Raw genomic sequence first — 18,233 nt, forward strand, 5'->3', positions numbered from 1 at the left:
TAGTTATCTTCAAAACTTCAAGAAAGAAGTTGCAATTTCAAAAAAATCTTCGACAAGAAAGCCATTTTCGGCAGTTTTACAGTGATGACATGCCCTTGGTGTCATTTGACAATGGATCGGTTTGGGTCAAATTACCAACCTGAACCGTCATATGAACAAGTTTGGAATTGGAAGGCGCACGTCAAGCATGTGGTTACATCGTTTGTAAAAGATCTTCGAAAGAAATCAGATCGATATTTTTCGTCACACCCGGGCGGAACTGAAGATCAGATTGATGCAGAAACTTTGGTTTTCTATAATGGAGCGAACCATCATTATTACGTGTGGTCAGAGTCTTCCAAGAGTTGGGTAGTGAACGTTAATGTTGTTTGCGATCCCACGCAATCCAACAAAGGTTGGAATGTCGTTGATAAAAAGAACAAAGGACTTTCCCTTGCAGATCTTCAGGGGCATAAAGGGTCCGCTGCTGTTTACACTGGGCGCTGCTATGCGGAACATGTGCAAAATGCATCTAAGTAAATTATTTACAATATTGCTTTTCGGGCACATGAACGGGTTTGCGTATACTTGTGCAGAAAACCAAGACTTGTCCGCACCCATTGAGCGGCGAAATTATCAGGAATCAAAAATTAATTTTGATGGAAATCTTTATATTTTAAGATTTAATAAAAAAAATGCGCAAACAACCTTGTTTTTCAAAGGTGGGCATCAGCTAGTAGATGATGTGCCCATCAATAAGAGCCCTCTTCTGGTTGATTCTGCCATGTGGGTTAGATTACTCCCGCTTGAAAAGCAGCCGTACCTCAAAAATGGAATAATTGCTTTAACGTTGGCGAGAAAAAGTAAGGTTGATTCAACTGGTCAGTGTGGAGCGGGGAGAGAGGTTGATTTAGTTTTTTTCAAGGCTTCGAAGTCAAGGGTTAAAAAACTTTCAAGATATGTGCTTGAAAGTTGCCTTGATTCTGTGAGCATTGCACTTGATGCCGCACATATGTTGGATGCCATTTCTGTTGAGAACGGCGAGCTAGTGGGTGATTACGACGACATTTCGGGTGAGCAGGGCCTAAAAAAGAAATTTTTGCCTTAGCCTGGGCTCAGGCAAGTTTGCCACGCTGCCGCTTTAGAATGTGTGAATATGCATGTATTTAACTCCATGATTTCATGCCGAAGAGAGTGTAAGAGAGTTACGCTCCTCACGATTCTATTGATTTTGATGGCGACTGGGTCTTCTGCCAATGCCGGTGCGGTGCAAAAGAGTATTGATGAGACACTGAATGCCAAAAGAATTATTGAGGTGATCCCTTCGCGGAAAATCAATAAAGTATTGTTGTCTCCCATTGTTGTGCGTTATGTAAAAGAAGGTGACTTCGTTCCGTCCTGTGGTTTGCTGCATACTGGCAAGTACATCGATATGGTTTCACCAGAGCCAGGTGGCACCTTGCCCAGTTGCGGTGTTCTGAGAGAGCCGATCTATTTTGAGCAAGATGGGACATATGCCGTTTATGAGTATGGGGTCGAAGATCCTCGCGGCGAATTGACGATTGCGTTTCATTTGTATAAGTTAGGCGAATTGGATATGAAGGCTTGTCAAAATGACGAGCAGTTGACTAGGTTTGCAATAGATTCTCTAAAAATCAATGGCGTCAAGAAATCATTCTCAGATTCGCTGCTTAAATTTGGATGTATGTAATTCAAGCATGTGCTCGTATTTTTAATGTGAACATCCCGAGGTCTGGTAGAATACTGGAAGGAACAAATGCGCTCCGGTTTGGTGAGAGCTAAAACTTTGTCAAGCGCTTCGCGTTCCACATATGGGTGTGCGAGCCTGAGCATTCGACCCGCCTACATGGCCAATTTGGCGCGGCTGGACCAACCCACGCGCGAGGCGATCACGGTGCAGGCCACTGAGCACCGCCGCGCTCAGCTTTGAAGCCGACACCGCAAAGCTGGCTCAGTGGGCCTCAGCCACCACCTGATTGCGCCCCCGCGCCTTGCCCTGGTACAGCGCGTTGTCAGCCCGGTTCACCGGCCCGTCCACCGGTTCTTCCAGCCGATGGCTGCTCACCCCAAAGGTCATGCTGACCTTGATGGTCTGCGAGCCCACGGTGACTTCAACGGCTGACACCTTTTCGCGCAGGCGCTCGGCCACCATGCTCGCCGCCTCCAGCGTGGCATTGGGCATCAGGATCAAAAACTCCTCGCCACCCCAGCGGGCCACGCTGTCTTGCTCGCGCACGGCCTGGCTCAGCACCTGGCTGACGGCCTTGAGCACTGCGTCGCCCACGGCGTGGCCATGCTGGTCGTTGATGGATTTGAAGTGGTCGATGTCGGCCAGCACGAAGGCCAGCGGGGCCAGATGGCGTTTGCGTTGGATCAGCTCGTAGTCGGCCACTTCCAGGAAGCTGCGGCGGTTGAGCAATTGCGTGAGCGGGTCGGTGGTGGCCAGGATGCGCAATTGCTTTTCGGCCTTGCTGACCAGCCTCATGTACAGGTTGGACAGGTAGAACAACAGCGCGAAGGTGGCCGCGAGGTTGAAGGCGCGCAAGGTAGACAACACCTCGGCGCTGAGTTCGTGCAGTGGCCGCACCTGGTGCATCGTGAAGTCCAGGGCCACGTACAGCACGAAGACCAAACCTGACAACAGGTACTTGAATGAGCGCCGCCGCATGCTGCTGATGACCACGACCGGCACCATCACCAGCAGGTAGTAGTGGAAGCCGCTGTCCCAGCCAATGGACCACACGGCCAGTGCGGCGTGGATCAGGACCTCGGACACGATGAGGATCGCCGCCATGATGTTGCGGCGCAACTTCAGGCAGCCATAGCTGACAGTGAACAATGTCACGCTGCCCAGGTTGACCCACGCCATGGTGTGGGCGCCGAGCCAATAGAACATGCCAGCGAACACCAGGTGTGTGAGGCCGGACACCAGGCTGACTTGGTACATCAGCTTCCAAAAGGAGCGCGATGTGTCGCGGGATCCGGGCTTGACAGGCGTGGTGACAGAAGGGATCGACATCGTCCTCGGATATCGGCCCTTTCCTGGCCAAACTTTAGGCCGCCTTGGCCTTGGGCCGTGTCAGAACCCCTTTCAAGGCCACGCCGGTGTGCGTGCCCGCTTTCACGAGTGCTTCTGGCGGCCCTTCGGCTACCACGTGTCCGCCACCCGTGCCGCCTTCCGGCCCCAGGTCCAGCACCCAGTCGGCTTCGGCGATCACGTCCAGGTCGTGTTCGATCACGATGACGCTGTGGCCGCCCTCCACCAGGCGGTGCAGCACGTGGATCAGCTTGGCCACGTCGGCCAGGTGCAGGCCCACGGTGGGCTCGTCCAGCACATAGAGGGTGTGGGGGGCCTTCTGGCCACGGCGGGTGATGTCGTCGCGCACCTTGGTGAGTTCGGTCACCAGCTTGAGGCGTTGCGCTTCGCCGCCCGACAAGGTGGGTGAGGGCTGACCCAGCGTCAGGTAACCCAGGCCGACGTCTTGCAACAGCTTGAGCGGGTGGGAGATGGAGGGCATGGTGCCGAAGAACTCGACGGCCTCGTCGACCTCCATCTTGAGGATGTCGCCGATGTGCTTGCCGCGCCAGGTGGCGGTGAGCGTTTCGGCGTTGAAGCGCATGCCGTTGCAGGCGTCGCAGTGTACCTTCACGTCGGGCAGAAAGGCCATCTCAATGGTGCGCACGCCCTGGCCTTCGCACTCGGGGCAGCGGCCATCGCCGGTGTTGAAGCTGAAGCGGGCGGCGGGCCAGCCACGGGCGCGCGCTTCCAGCGTGTCGGCGAAAAGTTTGCGGATAGTGTCCCAGAAGCCGATGTAGGTGGCGGGGCAAGAGCGCGGGGTTTTGCCGATGGGGGTTTGGTCCACTTCCAGCACGCGGTCAACCGCGCCCCAGCCATCCACGCCGGAGCAGCCTGTCCACAAGGGGGCCACGGTGGCGCGGTCGCGTGGGTTGATGGCGACGGCGGCCTGCACATTGGCCAGCAGCACATCGCGCGCGAAGGTCGATTTGCCCGAGCCGCTGACGCCGGTGATGGCGACCAGGCGCGTCAAGGGCACCGAGGCAGTCAGGTCCTGCAGGTTGTGCAGACGGGCGCGCTTGACGGTCAACAAGGGCGTGTCTTTGTCCACAGGGCGGCGCTTGCCCAAGGGGTGTTGCATGGGCGCGCGCAGGCAGCGGCCGGTGACCGAATCCGGCGCGTCCATGATGTTTTGCACTGTGCCTTGCGCGACCACGGTGCCGCCACGTTGGCCAGCGCCAGGGCCGATGTCGATGATGTGGTCGGCGCGGCGGATGGTGTCTTCGTCGTGCTCGACCACGACCAGGGTGTTGCCCTCCTGGCCCAAGGTGTGCAGGGCATCCAGCAGCAACTGGTTGTCGCGCGGGTGCAGGCCGATGGTGGGCTCGTCCAGCACATAGCAGACGCCTTGCAGGTTGGAGCCCAGTTGTGCGGCCAGGCGGATGCGCTGGGCCTCGCCGCCTGACAAGGTGGGCGCGGCGCGGTCCAGGCTCAAGTAGCCCAGGCCCACCTGTTCCATGAAGCTCAGGCGCGATTTGATCTCGCTGACGATGTCGCGGGCGATGGTGGCTTCGCGGCCATCAAGCTTGAGCTTTTCGCCCCAGCCACGCGCATCTTTCACCGACAGGGCCGACAGCTCGGCGATGGATTGACCACGAAGCTGCACGGCCCGTGCGATGGGGTTCAGGCGCGCGCCGTGGCAGGTGCTGCAGGCGGCGTCTTCCACGTCTTCGATGTCGGGCTCGGCAAAGGTTTGCTCGCGGCCTTTGTTCTCGTCTTGCGGCGAGTCGTCAAGCACGGTGCGTTGCTCGCGGGTCAGCTCCAGGCCGGTGCCCACGCAGTCAGGGCACCAGCCGTGCTTGCTGTTGTACGAGAACAGGCGCGGGTCCAGCTCGGGGTAGCTGGTGCCGCACGATGGGCAGGCGCGCTCGGTCGAGAACACCTTGACGCGGCCGATGTGCACCGTGGAGTGGCCACCGGTCAAGGCTTCCGACAATCCTGTCAAAGGGGTCAGCAAATGGACCACGCCCTTGCCATGCTCCAGCGCCCTGGCCAGCAACTCGCGCAACTGCGCTTCATTGGCCGGTGACACCACGATGTCGCCCACGGGCAGCTCGATGGTGTGTTCGCGGTAACGATCCAGCTTGGAAGCCTCGGTGCGACCCCAGCCTGCGGTGGGCACGAATTCGCCATCAACGCGCAAGTGCGTGAAGCCACGCGCGGTCGCCCACTTGGCCAGCTCGGTGTAGATGCCTTTGCGGTTGACCACCAGCGGCGCCAGCAGGCCGATGTGCTGGCCTTTGTAGTCGCGCAGCCATTGCGCGGCAATGGCCTCGGGCGTTTGCGGCAGCACGGGGATGGCGTGCCCGTGGTCGTCCACGCAATGGGGGTTGGTGCAGTGCTGCACGCCCAGCTTCACGTACAACAGGCGCAGGAAGTGGTGGACTTCGGTGGTGGTGCCCACGGTGCTCTTGCGGCCACCGCGCGACAAGCGCTGCTCGATGGCCACGGTGGGCGGGATGCCGTAGACCGCGTCGACCTCGGGCCGGCCAGCGGGCTGCACCAGCGATCGCGCGTAGGCGTTCAGCGATTCCAGATAGCGCCGTTGGCCTTCGTTGAAGAGGATGTCGAATGCCAGCGTGGATTTGCCCGAACCCGACACGCCCGTGACCACGTTGAACTGGCCGCGCGGGATGTGCACGCTCAGGCCTTTGAGGTTGTTCTCGTGCGCGTTGACGACTTCGATGCTGGTGGCACCCGGCGCATGCAAGGCGCGCTCACGGCGGTCTTCGCGGCGCTTGTCACGCCGGGCCTTGATGAGCGATTGCAGCGAGGCGCCTTCGGTGTCTGATGAGGCGTTGGCAGGCAGGTCCACGTGGTAGCCCGCGAGGCGTTCGGCCGCGATCAGGGCGGCGCCGCTCATGCCCATCGCGTCTTCATATTCACGCAAGGCCAGGGCGGTGTGCGAAGTGGGGTGCTGCTTCAAATCATCGGGCGCACCGGTGACCACCAGTTGACCACCGGCCTCGCCACCTTCCGGGCCCAGTTCGATCAACCAATCGCAGGCCCGGATCACGTCCAGGTTGTGCTCGATCAGGATGATGGAATTGCCCGCGTCCAGCAGCTTGGCAAAGGCCCGCATCAGCTTGGCGATGTCGTCGAAGTGCAGGCCCGTGGTGGGCTCGTCGAACATGAACAGCGTGCCTTTGCGCGCCATGCGCTGGCCGCTGCTGGACGCCTGCTTGGCGGCCTCGACCAGGTGGCCGGCCAGCTTCAGGCGCTGGGCCTCGCCGCCCGACAAGGTCGGCACGGGCTGGCCCAGCTTCACGTAGTCCAGGCCCACATCGACCAGGGGTTGCAGCGAACGCACCACGTCCACGTCTTGCGCGAACAGGCGGGCGGCTTCCAGCACGGTCAGCTCCAGCACATCGGAGATGCTGAGGGCTTTGCCCAAACGCTCGATCTTGACTTCGCGCACCTCGGCGCGAAAGCGCGTGCCATCGCAATCGGGGCAACGCAGGTAAACGTCAGACAAAAACTGCATCTCGACGTGCTCGAAGCCCGAGCCGCCACAGGTGGGGCAGCGCCCCGTGCCCGCGTTGAAGCTGAAGGTGCCAGCGGTGTACTTGCGTTCGCGCGCCAGTTCGGTCACGGCGAAGATGGTGCGCACCGCGTCGAAGGCACCCACATAGCTGGCGGGGTTGGATCGGGCCGTTTTGCCGATGGGCGATTGGTCGACAAAGCTGACGGCGCTGAGCCAATCAGCGCCCAGCAGTTCGTCGTGCTCACCGGGGCTCTCGGTGGCTTGGCCAAAGTGGCGCAGCAAGGCGGGGTGCAGGATGTCCTGGATCAAGGTGGACTTGCCCGAGCCTGACACGCCCGTCACGCCCACCAGGCGTTGCAGCGGGAACTCCACCGTCAGGTTCTTCAGGTTGTGCTCGCGCGCACCTTGCAGGATCAGCTTGGGCGTGTTGGCGGCCACAGGGCGCCGCACGCCCAGGCTGATGCCTCGCCGTCCGCCCAGGTAGGCGCCGGTCAAGGTGTCGGCATCTTTCAATTGATCGGGCGTGCCGTCGAAGACGATGCGGCCACCTTGGTGGCCAGGGCCCGGGCCCATGTCGATGACGCGGTCGGCAGCCAGCATCACGGCGGGGTCGTGCTCAACGACCACCAGCGTGTTGCCCGCATCGACCAGGCGCTGCATGGCCTCGTTGATGCGGTTCATGTCGCGCGGGTGCAGGCCGATGCTGGGCTCGTCCAGCACGAACAAGGTGTTGACCAGCGAGGTGCCCAGGGCCGTGGTGAGGTTGATGCGCTGCACTTCGCCGCCCGACAGGGTGCGGCTTTGCCGGTCCAGCGTGAGGTAACCCAGGCCGACATCGACCAGGTACTTCAGGCGGTTGCGCACTTCGTCGAGCAGCAGTTGCAAGGCCTCGCCATGGCCGCGCGTGGGCAGGGTCACGAAGGAGAAGAAGCGCTGCAGTTGCTGGATGGGCAGCAACATCACGTCTTGCAGGTTCAGGCCGGGCAGGGCTTCCAACGTGGCGCGGGGCAGGGCAGCACCAGCGGGCGAAAAGCGCTTGGCCGGTGGCAACACGGCGTTGGCATCTTCCGCGCTGCCCAGGCGCCACAGCATCGATTCCAGCTGCAGGCGCGCGCCATCGCAGGTGGGACAAGTGGTGTAGCTGCGGTACTTGGACAAGAGCACGCGGATGTGCATCTTGTAGGCCTTGCTCTCCAGGTACTCGAAGAAGCGCTTCATGCCGTACCACTGCTTGGTCCAGCGGCCAGACCAGGCCGGGTCGCCGTTGATCACCCATTGCTGGTGATCATGGCTGAGCTGTGACCAGGGTGTGTCGCGCGGAATGCCAAGCTCACCGGCGTATTTCAGCAGGTCGTCCTGGTTCTCTTGCCAGGCGGGGGTCTGGATGACCTTGATGGCGCCCGAGCGCAGGGTCTTGTGCTTGTCGGGGATGACCAGGCCCCAGTCCACGCCGATGACGCGGCCAAAGCCACGGCAGGTGGGGCAGGCGCCCGCCGCCGAGTTGAAGGAGAAGGTGCCGGGCGTGGGCGTGCTGTAGCGGCGGTTGCTGTCAGGGCAATGCAGGCCGCTGGAAAAACGCCACAGCTCTGGCTCGGCACTGTCCTCGGAAGCTTCAGGCAAAGCGTAAACGGTGACATGGCCGCCACCGCGTTTGAACGCCACTTCAAGCGACTCCATGACCCGGGGCAGGTCCAGGTCGGCACCGCTGGGGTCGGCACCGATGCGGAAGCGGTCGGCGACCACGTCGAGCACCAGGCGCTCGCTGGTCTGCGCTTCCAAAGCGGCGGCCTTGGCGGTCTTGGTTTTTTTGGAGGGTTTGGTGTCGCTGGCGCTGGGCGAAGCCGCGGCGGTCTTCACCACGCGCTGCGCCTGGATGCGCGTGAAGCCACTGGAAGACAGCCACTCCTGCATTTGCTCGGTGCTGGTGTTGGCGGGCAGCTCGGCCGCGAAGGTGATGACCACACGGCGGCCACCGGGCGTCAAGGCGCAGCGCGCCAAAAGGGCTTCAAAAACCGACTGCGGCGAATCCTCGGACACGAGTTGGCCCGTGTCCTGATCAAACAGTTGCGCAGCGCGGGCGAACAACAATTTCAGGTGGTCGTTCAACTCCGTCATTGTGCCCACGGTGGAGCGCGAGGTGCGCACCGGGTTGCTCTGGTCGATGGCGATGGCGGGCGGCACGCCGTCCACGCGGTCCACGGCCGGTCGGTCCATGCGGTCCAGAAACTGGCGCGCGTAGGCGCTGAAAGTCTCGACGTAGCGGCGCTGGCCCTCGGCGTACAGCGTGTCGAACACCAGGGAGGATTTGCCCGAGCCGCTGGGGCCCGTGACGACCGTCAGCTCACCCGTGCGGATGTCCAGGTCCAGGTTCTTGAGGTTGTGCTGGCGGGCACCGCGGATGCGGATCAATGACGACATGGAGAGAACCTTGCGCTAAGGAGGGCTGCCGAGGCAGTGGCGCAAGCATTCTAGGGACGGATCAATGTCCCTGTGATTTCACCGGCGGAAAAGCCGGCCGGCTCAGTCGATCAGGTTCTCGCACAGCAGGCGCAGGCGGTGCATGTCGCTGTCGGGCAGGTTGCCGGCGCGCAGCATGATGGCGCGCTGGATGGAGCGCAAGCGGAACTGCAGCTCGTGTTCGATCGCTTCCAGCTCACCGGCGTCCTGGTGGTCCACGGCTTCCTTGCTCCACAGGCCGCTGGCGTTCCAGCCCAGGCGCAGGCGGCTCATCAGATGCTGCGCCAGGCCCAGGGCATCTTTCAGGGCAGGTGATTCGGCGATGGTCAGCAAGGCACTGGCATGGTCTTGCGCGGTCAGCATGGCCTGGTCCAGCTTGGCCAGGTTCAGGCGAATCTGTTCATCGCTGAGCTGGCTGGGCAGGGCCTGCTGGGTTTGCGCCGCCTTGGAGATCAGGCCCACCCATTGCAGGTCGAACTCGCCAGGCACCACGCGCAGCGCTACGCTGGCGCGGGCCAGGTGCGGTTGCTGGCCGCGCAACACGTTCAGCGCATGCTCGGTCACGGCCAGCAACATGCCTTGTGGCGAGATCTGGCCGCGTTGCAAGGCGTGCGGGTAGCCCGAGCCATCCAAATGCTCGTGGTGCTCGGCCACGGCGCGGGCCACGATGGGCGGGTAGTTGGTCAACTGCGTGATCAGCAGGTAGCCAATGTGCGGGTGCACCACCAGTTGCAGGTAGCTCTGGAAATCCAGCGTGCGGTCGGCATCGGCTTCGTTGAACTGCGGGGCGATGTACATCTCGCCCAGGTCGTGCAGCAGGCCGCACAGCATGGCCAGGCGCAGGTCGTGGACACTGCCGCCGTGCTCGATCATCAGGGCGCCATTCAGGGCCATGGCCTGCACCGCGTGTTCATAAGTGGCGGGGCGCGATTCTTGCGCTGCCGTCAACAACAATTGGGCCACCGAGTGCAGGGGGATGTGGGCCGCTTCGCGCACCAGCTTTTCAGAGTGGCGCAGCAGCAGGGTGGTCAACGGGGTGTCGTGCAGCATCAGGCTCTTGAGAGACTGCACCAGCGAGTGCGGTGTCACGCCGTCTTCCACCATCAGGCAGCTTTCCAGGGGCTGGCGCAGCTGGCGGTCCAGCAATTTGCGCTGCAGTTCTTGCGACACCGGCTGGTTGCGCGCCCACAGCTTGATCCCCGTCATGTCGAAGATGTCGTGGGAGGCGATGATGCTTTTCGTCTCACTGGCTTCCAGGATGGTGGCCAGGGCGTGTGGATTGGCGGTCGAAAAGCTGGCGACGCGGGCGGGGGTGTTCATGGCGGATCTCCTGACGATGGTCTTCGCCATTAGTTCGGCCGCCCCGCCTCAAGATTGAGGCCTTAATCGTTACGAGATGTAGCTGCGGTCAGTCGACACAACGCCACGTCACCCGATGGGGGTGGAACAGGAACTTGCGCTTGAAGCGCCGCATCGTGTCGGACGCGCCAAAGTAGGTGTCGTACACGTAATAAAGAACGTGCGGATGGTGGGCGATCAGGTGGTCGGCGATGGACACCAGCAACAGGGGGATCACGCCGTCTGCCTGGTGATCGTCGTGCCCGTAAATGGTCTCTATGGCGCACAACTCGCCTGCAATCAGGCACGAGGCATAAGCCACCAGGGTGCCGCCCTCGAAGATGCCGAAATAAGGGTAGTCGTGCGTGGGTTTGGTCGATGGCGGATCGCTGATGGCCGGTGCACGCTCAGTGAAAAAATGCGAGGGCATGGCCCGGCCTTGCCTGACCTTGCTGGACCGGTGGATGGCCGTGATGTCGTCCAGGTGCTGGTTGTAGTCAATGCGCTCGAAGCGGTAACCCAGGCGTGCCGCCTTTTTCAGGTTTCTGCGGGCAGTGGAACCTACCCTTTCTGAATAAGCCTGCGGAACGCTCCTGAGGTGCGACACAGCGACCCCATATTCAAGCTGGCGGATCAGTGGAAACTTGCCATGGCGGCGGGTGGCATCTTGGTGAAACCGACGAGTTACATGCCGGTAGAAAGGATGGTTGCCAACAGTATCGGACACCATCAAATCTATGGAGATGAACGGCATCCGAGTTATTTGACGTGCAGTATCCGAGGCCCGCCTCACGTGGTCGAGGAATAACGACTCCCGATTGAAGGCGGACAGAGGCGTGGCGATCACGGACATCAACGCCGTCAAAAATTTCACTGGTCTTCCTGAGGGCTGTTGGCCAATATAAACGGACATGCGGCCAGCAGCTTTGACAAGCTATTGGGGGAACTGCATTTTGTCCGCCAATTCTCGCAGCTTGGGGTTCTTGTTGTAAATGGTGTTGAGGTCTTGATACTCAGGTTTGGCGATGTGCTCGCGCATTTTCTTGAGCGTTCGCTCGGGCAAGGTGGTGACCAAAAAATTGGCCAGGGCGATGGGTATCATGCCGCCCGGATCGGCACTGCCCATGATCTCGACCTCGGTGTGGGTGGGGGTCACGGGGGTCAGGCGCCACGAGGCCTGGAAGGTGGGGACACGCACATAGCCATCCCTCCTGGGCATGATGCCTTCCTCGTTGACCACGTTCACGTGGATGCTCAGGGTGATCGGGTCTTGCCTGACCAGGATATGGGCCACGGCATCGCGCGGGTGGACGGGCCAGATGCCTTTCATGGCCAGGTACACGTAGGAGTCTTCCACGTGCTCGCCCTTGATGAAGCGCGCCTCTTCCATCAGGAAGAACCATTGGGGCATGGCCGGCACGTCGGCCAGCATGGCGGCCACCTGCCGCAAGGGGGCCTTGATTTGCATCACGCCCCGAAAGCTTTTGAGCATCTGGCCGGGCACCTCCAGGGTGTAAAGCTGGATGCCTTCGGTGTCTTTGTGCAGCTTCCAATCGTTTTGAGACGAAAGGGCCGCCCAGCAGGGCAAAGTCAGGAAAGTGGCCAACAGGGTGACCCAAAACGTGCGCATGTTCCACATGGTGTGATTATGGGTGCCGAGCTTTGTGGCCTAATAGAGGGTTAATCAGTCATCACCGGAGCCATCCATGGGCAACAAAATCGTCACCGAAGCCGACCGCAAGGCCACCCCCCGTCCCGCCGCCATCCCTGGCGTGACCCCCACCACGGGCAAGGGCCAAAAGCGCAGCCTGGAACGTGGCACTGCCACCCGCAGCAAGAAGAACCCCGGCAAGCGTGCAAAAAAGGGCGGTTGATTCCCTTGGTCACGCATGAAAAACGGGCGCCTTCAAGGCGCCCGATTTCTTTGGGAAGCCGCTGGCGTGCTGCTCAGCTGTGCTTGCCCGTCAGCAGTTCAGGCTTCAGCGAGCTGTCCACCGGCTTGTCGCCCAGCCAGATTTTCAGCAGCGCGTTGTAGAACTGGCTGTCGGCCAGGGGCTCGACCAGGGCCTTGCCGTTCAGGTGCAGGACCGTGCCAGTGCCGGGCACCCAGTCACCCGTGATCACGTCGCCCTTTTTCAGGTTGCCGACGGTCTCGAACATCTCGCCAAACTTCAGCAGTTGGTTGACGAACTTGGTCTTCTCGTCCTTTTCCAGGTTCTTGTTGATCGAGCCCATGAAGCTGGAGCCGAACTCCTCACCGCTCACGTCGCGCATCATCACCAGCTTGAAGCGACGCGGGCCAGGCGCGTCCAGGATCTCGGCCACGGTGCTCTTCTTTTCATTCAGGTAAATGCCCAGAACGTAGACCTTGAACAGCACCTTGATGCGCACGCCAGCGTTGCTGAGGACCAGGTCCTTGCCGCCCACCTTGGCGGTGTCTTCCAGTTTCACACCGGCAATTTCCTCGGCATGAACAGGTGCCATGGCAGCCAGGCCCAGGATGGCGGCTGCGATGAGGGATGAAGTGAATCGTTTCATGGGTGTCGTCTCCGTTGAGGTTAAGCGGCCACGTCTTCAAGCTTGAAAACACTGACCACCTTGGCCAGATGGCTGGCCTGGTTTTGCATGGATTCCGCGGCGGCCGCAGCTTGTTCGACCAAGGCCGCATTCTGCTGGGTCACACCGTCCATCTGGTGGATGGATTGATTGACCGATTCAATGCCATGGCTTTGCGATTGGCTGGCGGCGGTGATCTCGCCCATGATGTCGGTCACGCGCTTGACGCTGGCGACCACGCCATCCATGGTGGTGCCCGCCTGGCTCACCAGTTTGCTGCCCAGGGCCACCTGCTCGACGGACTCGCCGATCAGGCTCTTGATCTCTTTGGCGGCCGTGGCCGAGCGCTGCGCCAGGCTGCGCACTTCGCCCGCCACCACGGCAAAGCCGCGCCCTTGTTCGCCAGCACGGGCGGCTTCCACCGCGGCGTTCAGCGCCAGGATGTTGGTCTGGAAGGCGATGCCGTCGATCACACCGATGATGTCCACGATCTTGCGCGAGGAGGCGTCGATCGAACCCATGGTGGCCACCACTTTGGACACCACCGCACCGCCTTCAACCGCCACATCGGAGGCCGAGGCCGCCAGCTGGTTGGCTTGGCGAGCGTTGTCGGCGTTCTGTTTGACGATCTGCGTGAGTTCGGCCATCGAGCCCGAAGTTTGCTGCAGGGAAGCGGCCTGTTGCTCGGTGCGGTTGGACAGGTCCAGGTTGCCACTGGCGATCTGCGTGGAGGCCGAAGCAATCGCTTCCGTGCCCTGGCGCACATCGCCGACGATGCGCTGCAAGCTGGTGTTCATGTGCTGAAGCGCCTGCATCAACTGGCCGGTCTCGTCCTGGCTCTTGGTGATGATGGTACTGGTCAGATCGCCTTGCGCCACGCGCTTGGCAATGGCCACGGCGCGGTTCAGGGGCACGGTGATGCTGCGGGTGGCCAGCCAGCCCACCAGGATGCTGATCACGCTGGCAGCCGAGGCCAGCACCAGGATGAACAGGCCCGTCTGCTTGGCCAGTTGCGTGGAGCTGGCTCCCGCCGCTTCCATTTCCTGGTTCTGCTGTTCGATCAGCTTGTCGAGCGCGGCGAAGTACTTGGTCTGCACCGGGCGCACCGAGAACAGGTACTTCACCATCGCGTCGTCTTTCAGGTTCTCGTTCACCATGCCGACGAAAGCGGTCTGGGCCTTGATGGACTTCTCGCGCAACGTGACGATGGTGGCCAGCAGCTTGACGCCCTCTTCGTCCTTGATGCTTTTTTGCAGGCGCGCGATGTTCTCGTCGGTGCGTCTCATCACCTTGTCGATGTTGGCCAGTTCAGCCTTGATCTGGCCGTCGTCGCTCATCACCAGCGTACTCAGCATGCTGCGCGAGATTTCATTCAGATCGCTTTTCATCTTGTTGGCGGTCACGGTGCGCGGGTAGTTCTCGCCCACCAGGTCGCCAATTTCATGGCTCAGGCCAGAAATCCGCACCAACGCCAGTGCGGCCAACATGATCAGCAACGCAATCACCAGGCCGAAGCCCAGCGTGAGTCTTTGTCCGATTCGAATGTCTCTGATGTTCATTGATGGTGTCCCAGGCGGGCCTGTCGACAAAGCCCGATCCATTGCATTTCGGCTGCAGCATCGCTCACTTGAGACCAAAAGTAACGCCCGGCCTGCAAAATAGGGGCATGAACACGACAGATGCCTGGGACCACGCCGGCCCGCACATTCTTCGGGTGCGCGTGCAGGAGCAGCACATCGACCTGATGCAGCACACCAACAACGTCAACTACCTGCAGTGGTTGGAGAACGTGGCCTGGGATCATTCCGAAAAACTGGGGCTCACGCCATCGCATTACCAGGCCTGCGGACATGGCTTGGTGGTGCGCCAGCACGAGTTGAACTACCTGGCCGCCACGCGCCTGGGCGATGAGCTCTTGCTGGGCACCTGGATCACGCAGATCGACAAACTGTCGCTTTACCGACAGTTCCAGTTCGTTCGCGTGGGTGATGGCCAAACCGTGTTCCGGGCGCGCACGCATTACGTGTGCGTGGACATCGCGCAGGGGCGCGTCAGGCGCATGCCCGCCGAGTTCACGCAGACTTATTCGGCAGCGTTGGTGCCTGCGGCATGACGCATGCCGAACGTTCGCACACCAAGCGCCGCCTGGCCGAGCGCTATGGCCTGCATGTCAGCAGCGACGACATCTTCCAGATGGCCAAGGCGATCGCCCATGGGCAGGGCACGCTGATCGCGCACCAGAACCGGCGCGTGGACCACTGGCAACTGGTCTACCAGGGCCAGCCGCTGCGGCTGGTGTTTGACCGGCTGCGCCGCAGCATCATCACCGCCTTGCCGCCACATGGCTGATTGATTTGAAAGGCAAGATGAGTCAACTGCGACATGCCCTGGCGCTGGGCTGGGTGGGCGCGGCCTTGCTGATGGGCATGGCCCAGGCCCAGACGGCGCAAAAGCCCTCGTTTTACCGGGCCCGCCAACAGTCACCACTGGCCTCCAGCCAAGGGCAAAAGCCGGCGGACCCGACGCCCTTCCTGGCCCGCATCGACAGCCGGGCCGCGTTCGACCGCATGGCGCGGGTCCATGACGCGGGCTCGGCCTTCGAGCTGCCACACCTGATCTTCGTCATCGACCGGCACCACCATGACCAGGTTTACTACGTCAACACGCGCCGGTATGACTTGCATGAGCAGTTCATCAATGGGCTGCGGCTGACCAACGACACCTCGCGGGCGGCGCTGGCCGCCAATTACCGCCAGCCCGATCGGCGTTTCCTGTTCGGCACCTTGAGCTGGCAGCCCCGCCTGGACCGCTGGACCTTCGAGTTCTGGGAGGGCGACCAACTGACGGCCGGCTTGCTGAGCACCGCGCAGTCGCGTTTGCAGGCCACCTTCTTCGCGCCCCTGGTGTTCAAGACCAATGCCAACCAGCACCTGGCCGCGGCGCAGGAAGCCGGCATCAAGGCCGTGACCCAAGAGCAGATCCTCCAGGATCAGCCCTTCTTGCCCTTGAACGTGGGCGTGGCGCGTGGCCGCTTGCGCCTGATCGACTCGGTGGACGCCACACCCGACATCGAGCCCGACGACATCGTGGTGCTGCGCGAGGTGCCCCTGAGTTTGCCGCCCGTGGCGGGTGTGCTCACCGTGCGCGCCTCGACCGTGCTGTCCCACGTCAACCTGCTGGCCAAGGGCTGGGGCATTCCCAATGCTTTTGTGCGCGATGCCTTTGGACAACTGGCCACGCTGAACGGCCAATGGGTGGAGTTGCGCGTCACGCGATCGGACTACGCGGTGCGCGTGGTCGACAGGCCGACGCAGGCACCAAGGGTGGAGGCGCCGTTCGTGCCCGTGCCCACGCTGACACGGCTGGGCTTGACGCCGCTGCGGCAACTGCGGGTGAGGGACAAGGTGCATTGCGGCGCGAAGGCGGCCAGGCTGGGTGAATTGGCCGCGGCCTTCGATGCCCGCCAGCCCAAGGGCATCGCGCCCGTGCCCGATGGCTTTTGCATCCCCTTTGCGCACTACGCGGAGTTCATCCGGTCCCACGCCGTTGCCCAGCGCATTGCACAGGCCGAGCAGACGCCGGGCTTCGACACCGACGTGTCAGTGCGCCGGCCCGTGCTGGAGGCACTGCGCCATGACCTGGCGCAACTGCCTTTCGACACGCCGCACGCCGCGGCCTGGAAAGCGCAGTGGCAGGCCCATTGGCAAGGCGCCCTGGGCCAAGCGGGCGTGTTCGTGCGCAGCTCGTCCAACTCTGAAGACCTGCCTCGCTTCAGTGGCGCTGGCCTTTACGCCACCGTGCCCAATGTGAAGGATGCCGATGGCCTGACGCGGGCCGTGCAGTCGGTGTGGGCCTCGGTGTTCAGCCCCGAGGCCTACGAGGCCCGGCGCCATGCCCGCATCCCACACGACCGCGTCGTGATGGCCGTGCTGGTGCAGCGCGCGGTCGATGCCCACAGCGCTGGTGTGATGCTCACCCGCGACCCTTTCGACGCCACCCACCGCGACACCACGATGATCACGGCCAAGCGTGGCCTGGGTGGCCGGGTGGTGGAAGGCAAGCTGGTGGCCGAGCAGGTGCTCTACAACCGGCGCGACAAGGCCGTGCAGGTGCTCACGCGGTCGGCCGAGGACACGGCTTTGCGGCTGGATGCGCAAGGCGGCGTCAAGGAGGTGCCCATCGAGCCCCAGGCCCGCGCAGTGCTGAGCGACGAACTGGTGGCGCGGCTGGCCCAGGCGGGCGAGCTGGTCAAGCGCACGCTGGGCGGAGCCGATCAAGACATTGAATGGGCCATCAATGGCCAGGGCCAGGTCGTGATCCTGCAGTCGCGGCCCTTCGTGGACCGGGCCCGGCTCAAGCCGGTGCCAGCGCCGCGGGCAGCACTTCTTCGATGAATTGCCGCATGGCCTGAACGCGGCGGCTGCTGCGCAGGTCGCGGTGGTAGATCAACCAGAGATCGCGCGCCAGCGCACTGGTGTCCACCGGCAATTTGACCAGCGCGGCATGGCTGCGCGCCAGGTAGTCGGGCAACGCGCCCACGCCCATGCCCTGCACCACGGCCACCATCTGCGCCATGGCGCTGTTGCTGGTGAAGACGGGTGGGCGCTGGTCGGCATAAGCGCGCGCCATCCATTGGGCGATGGGCAGGTGGCGCCAGGTGCTGTCCCAGCTGACGTGGGGCAGTTGCGTCCAGTCCAGCGTGGCGGTGTCCAGGCCTTGAAGCAGGCTGGGCGCGGCGTAAAGGCTGAAGGGCACGCTGGCCACCCGGTGCATGACGTGGTCGCCTTGGCCGCCGGGCATCGCGGGGTCCATCATGCGCAGGGCCAGGTCGGCCTCGCGGCGGGTCAGGTCAGCCTGTGTGTGGCCCAGCACCAGCTCAACCCGCAGGCCGGGGTGGCGCGTTTGCAGTTGAGGCAGCTTGGCGGTGAGCAGGTGCACGCCCATGCTGTCGGAAGCGGCCAGGCGCACCAGGCCCGTGACTTTGTCGGCCTCGCCGGCCACGCTGCTGCGGCGCTCGACCGCCTGGGTGCTGCGCTCGACTTCGGCCACGCGGTCGAACAGTTCGCTGCCCGCGTCGGTCAGCAGATAGCCGGTGGACAGGCGCACGAACAGGCGCATGTTCAGGCGCTTCTCGAGGGCGCCGATGTGGCGCGACACCGTGGAGGCACTGGTGCCCAACTGCAGCGCCGCACGAGAGAGACCGCCATGCCGGGCCACGGCCAGGAAGTACTTCAGGTCGTTCCAGTCAAAGCCGGACGCGCTGTCGGCGTCGGGGGTGCTAAGGCTTTGCATTTGTGGAAAACGCTTTTGCATGGACTGGCT

General features: G+C 62.2%; 14 protein-coding genes. 6 read left to right on the top strand and 8 right to left on the bottom strand.

Going from position 1 to position 18,233, the window contains the following annotated elements:
* Window positions 1–586: 586 nt before the first annotated feature.
* Together LQ232_RS01805 and LQ232_RS01810 are read left to right on the top strand one after the other, a co-directional pair.
* Window positions 587–1,087 (top strand): hypothetical protein, encoded by a 501-nt coding sequence (locus tag LQ232_RS01805; RefSeq protein WP_230178219.1) that lies wholly within the window; start codon window positions 587–589, stop codon window positions 1,085–1,087.
* A gap of 126 nt (window positions 1,088–1,213) precedes the next feature.
* Window positions 1,214–1,690 (top strand): hypothetical protein, encoded by a 477-nt coding sequence (locus LQ232_RS01810; RefSeq protein WP_230178221.1) that lies wholly within the window; start codon window positions 1,214–1,216, stop codon window positions 1,688–1,690.
* A gap of 261 nt (window positions 1,691–1,951) precedes the next feature.
* Here LQ232_RS01810 and LQ232_RS01815 read toward each other — a convergent pair whose 3' ends face one another.
* The 5 genes from LQ232_RS01815 to LQ232_RS01835 all read right to left on the bottom strand — a co-directional run bounded on the left by LQ232_RS01815 (window position 1,952) and on the right by LQ232_RS01835 (window position 11,985).
* On the bottom strand, window positions 1,952–3,019 hold the full coding sequence (locus tag LQ232_RS01815; protein ID WP_230178230.1) for a GGDEF domain-containing protein: 1,068 nt from the start codon (window positions 3,017–3,019) through the stop codon (window positions 1,952–1,954).
* A gap of 34 nt (window positions 3,020–3,053) precedes the next feature.
* Window positions 3,054–8,978 carry an excinuclease ABC subunit UvrA gene (uvrA, locus tag LQ232_RS01820; RefSeq protein ID WP_230178236.1) on the bottom strand — a complete coding sequence of 1,975 codons (5,925 nt, stop codon included), beginning with the start codon at window positions 8,976–8,978 and terminating at the stop codon, window positions 3,054–3,056.
* 102 nt (window positions 8,979–9,080) lie between these two features.
* Window positions 9,081–10,337: an HD-GYP domain-containing protein gene (locus LQ232_RS01825; protein ID WP_230178238.1), complete on the bottom strand. Its 1,257-nt coding sequence runs from the start codon at window positions 10,335–10,337 to the stop codon at window positions 9,081–9,083.
* Window positions 10,338–10,425: 88 nt separating this feature from the next.
* A complete protein-coding gene (locus LQ232_RS01830) occupies window positions 10,426–10,962 on the bottom strand; it encodes a hypothetical protein (RefSeq protein ID WP_230178240.1) in 537 nt (178 codons plus the stop codon).
* Window positions 10,963–11,289: 327 nt separating this feature from the next.
* Window positions 11,290–11,985 (bottom strand): START domain-containing protein, encoded by a 696-nt coding sequence (locus LQ232_RS01835; protein ID WP_230178242.1) that lies wholly within the window; start codon window positions 11,983–11,985, stop codon window positions 11,290–11,292.
* A 76-nt stretch (window positions 11,986–12,061) separates the two neighbouring features.
* Between LQ232_RS01835 and LQ232_RS01840 the strand changes: the two genes are divergently transcribed.
* Window positions 12,062–12,229 (top strand): hypothetical protein, encoded by a 168-nt coding sequence (locus tag LQ232_RS01840; protein ID WP_230178244.1) that lies wholly within the window; start codon window positions 12,062–12,064, stop codon window positions 12,227–12,229.
* Between the two features lie 73 nt (window positions 12,230–12,302).
* On the opposite strand, the gene LQ232_RS01845 is transcribed toward LQ232_RS01840, so the two are convergent.
* Window positions 12,303–12,893 carry a chalcone isomerase family protein gene (locus LQ232_RS01845; protein WP_230178246.1) on the bottom strand — a complete coding sequence of 197 codons (591 nt, stop codon included), beginning with the start codon at window positions 12,891–12,893 and terminating at the stop codon, window positions 12,303–12,305.
* Between the two features lie 20 nt (window positions 12,894–12,913).
* Window positions 12,914–14,470 (bottom strand): methyl-accepting chemotaxis protein, encoded by a 1,557-nt coding sequence (locus tag LQ232_RS23560; protein ID WP_305878334.1) that lies wholly within the window; start codon window positions 14,468–14,470, stop codon window positions 12,914–12,916.
* 107 nt (window positions 14,471–14,577) lie between these two features.
* Here LQ232_RS23560 and LQ232_RS01860 point away from each other — a divergent pair, with 107 nt between their 5' ends.
* From LQ232_RS01860 to LQ232_RS01870, 3 genes are read left to right on the top strand one after another with little or no spacing between them, the layout of a single operon-like run.
* Complete coding sequence (locus LQ232_RS01860) at window positions 14,578–15,024, top strand: thioesterase family protein (protein WP_230178249.1); 447 nt, start codon at window positions 14,578–14,580, stop codon at window positions 15,022–15,024.
* Window positions 15,021–15,260, top strand: a complete 240-nt coding sequence (locus LQ232_RS01865) for a hypothetical protein (RefSeq protein ID WP_230178250.1) — start codon at window positions 15,021–15,023, stop codon at window positions 15,258–15,260. The genes LQ232_RS01860 and LQ232_RS01865 overlap by 4 nt, the downstream gene beginning before the upstream one ends.
* A gap of 17 nt (window positions 15,261–15,277) precedes the next feature.
* Complete coding sequence (locus LQ232_RS01870) at window positions 15,278–17,305, top strand: PEP/pyruvate-binding domain-containing protein (RefSeq protein ID WP_230178252.1); 2,028 nt, start codon at window positions 15,278–15,280, stop codon at window positions 17,303–17,305.
* Here the strand turns inward: LQ232_RS01870 and LQ232_RS01875 are convergent.
* Window positions 17,265–18,224 (bottom strand): LysR family transcriptional regulator, encoded by a 960-nt coding sequence (locus LQ232_RS01875; protein WP_230178254.1) that lies wholly within the window; start codon window positions 18,222–18,224, stop codon window positions 17,265–17,267. The two genes, LQ232_RS01870 and LQ232_RS01875, sit on opposite strands and share 41 nt — an antisense overlap.
* Window positions 18,225–18,233: the final 9 nt, after the last annotated feature.

The sequence above is a fragment of the Aquabacterium sp. CECT 9606 genome (genome assembly GCF_918741295.1).
Taxonomy (GTDB): Bacteria; Pseudomonadota; Gammaproteobacteria; order Burkholderiales; family Burkholderiaceae_C; genus Aquabacterium.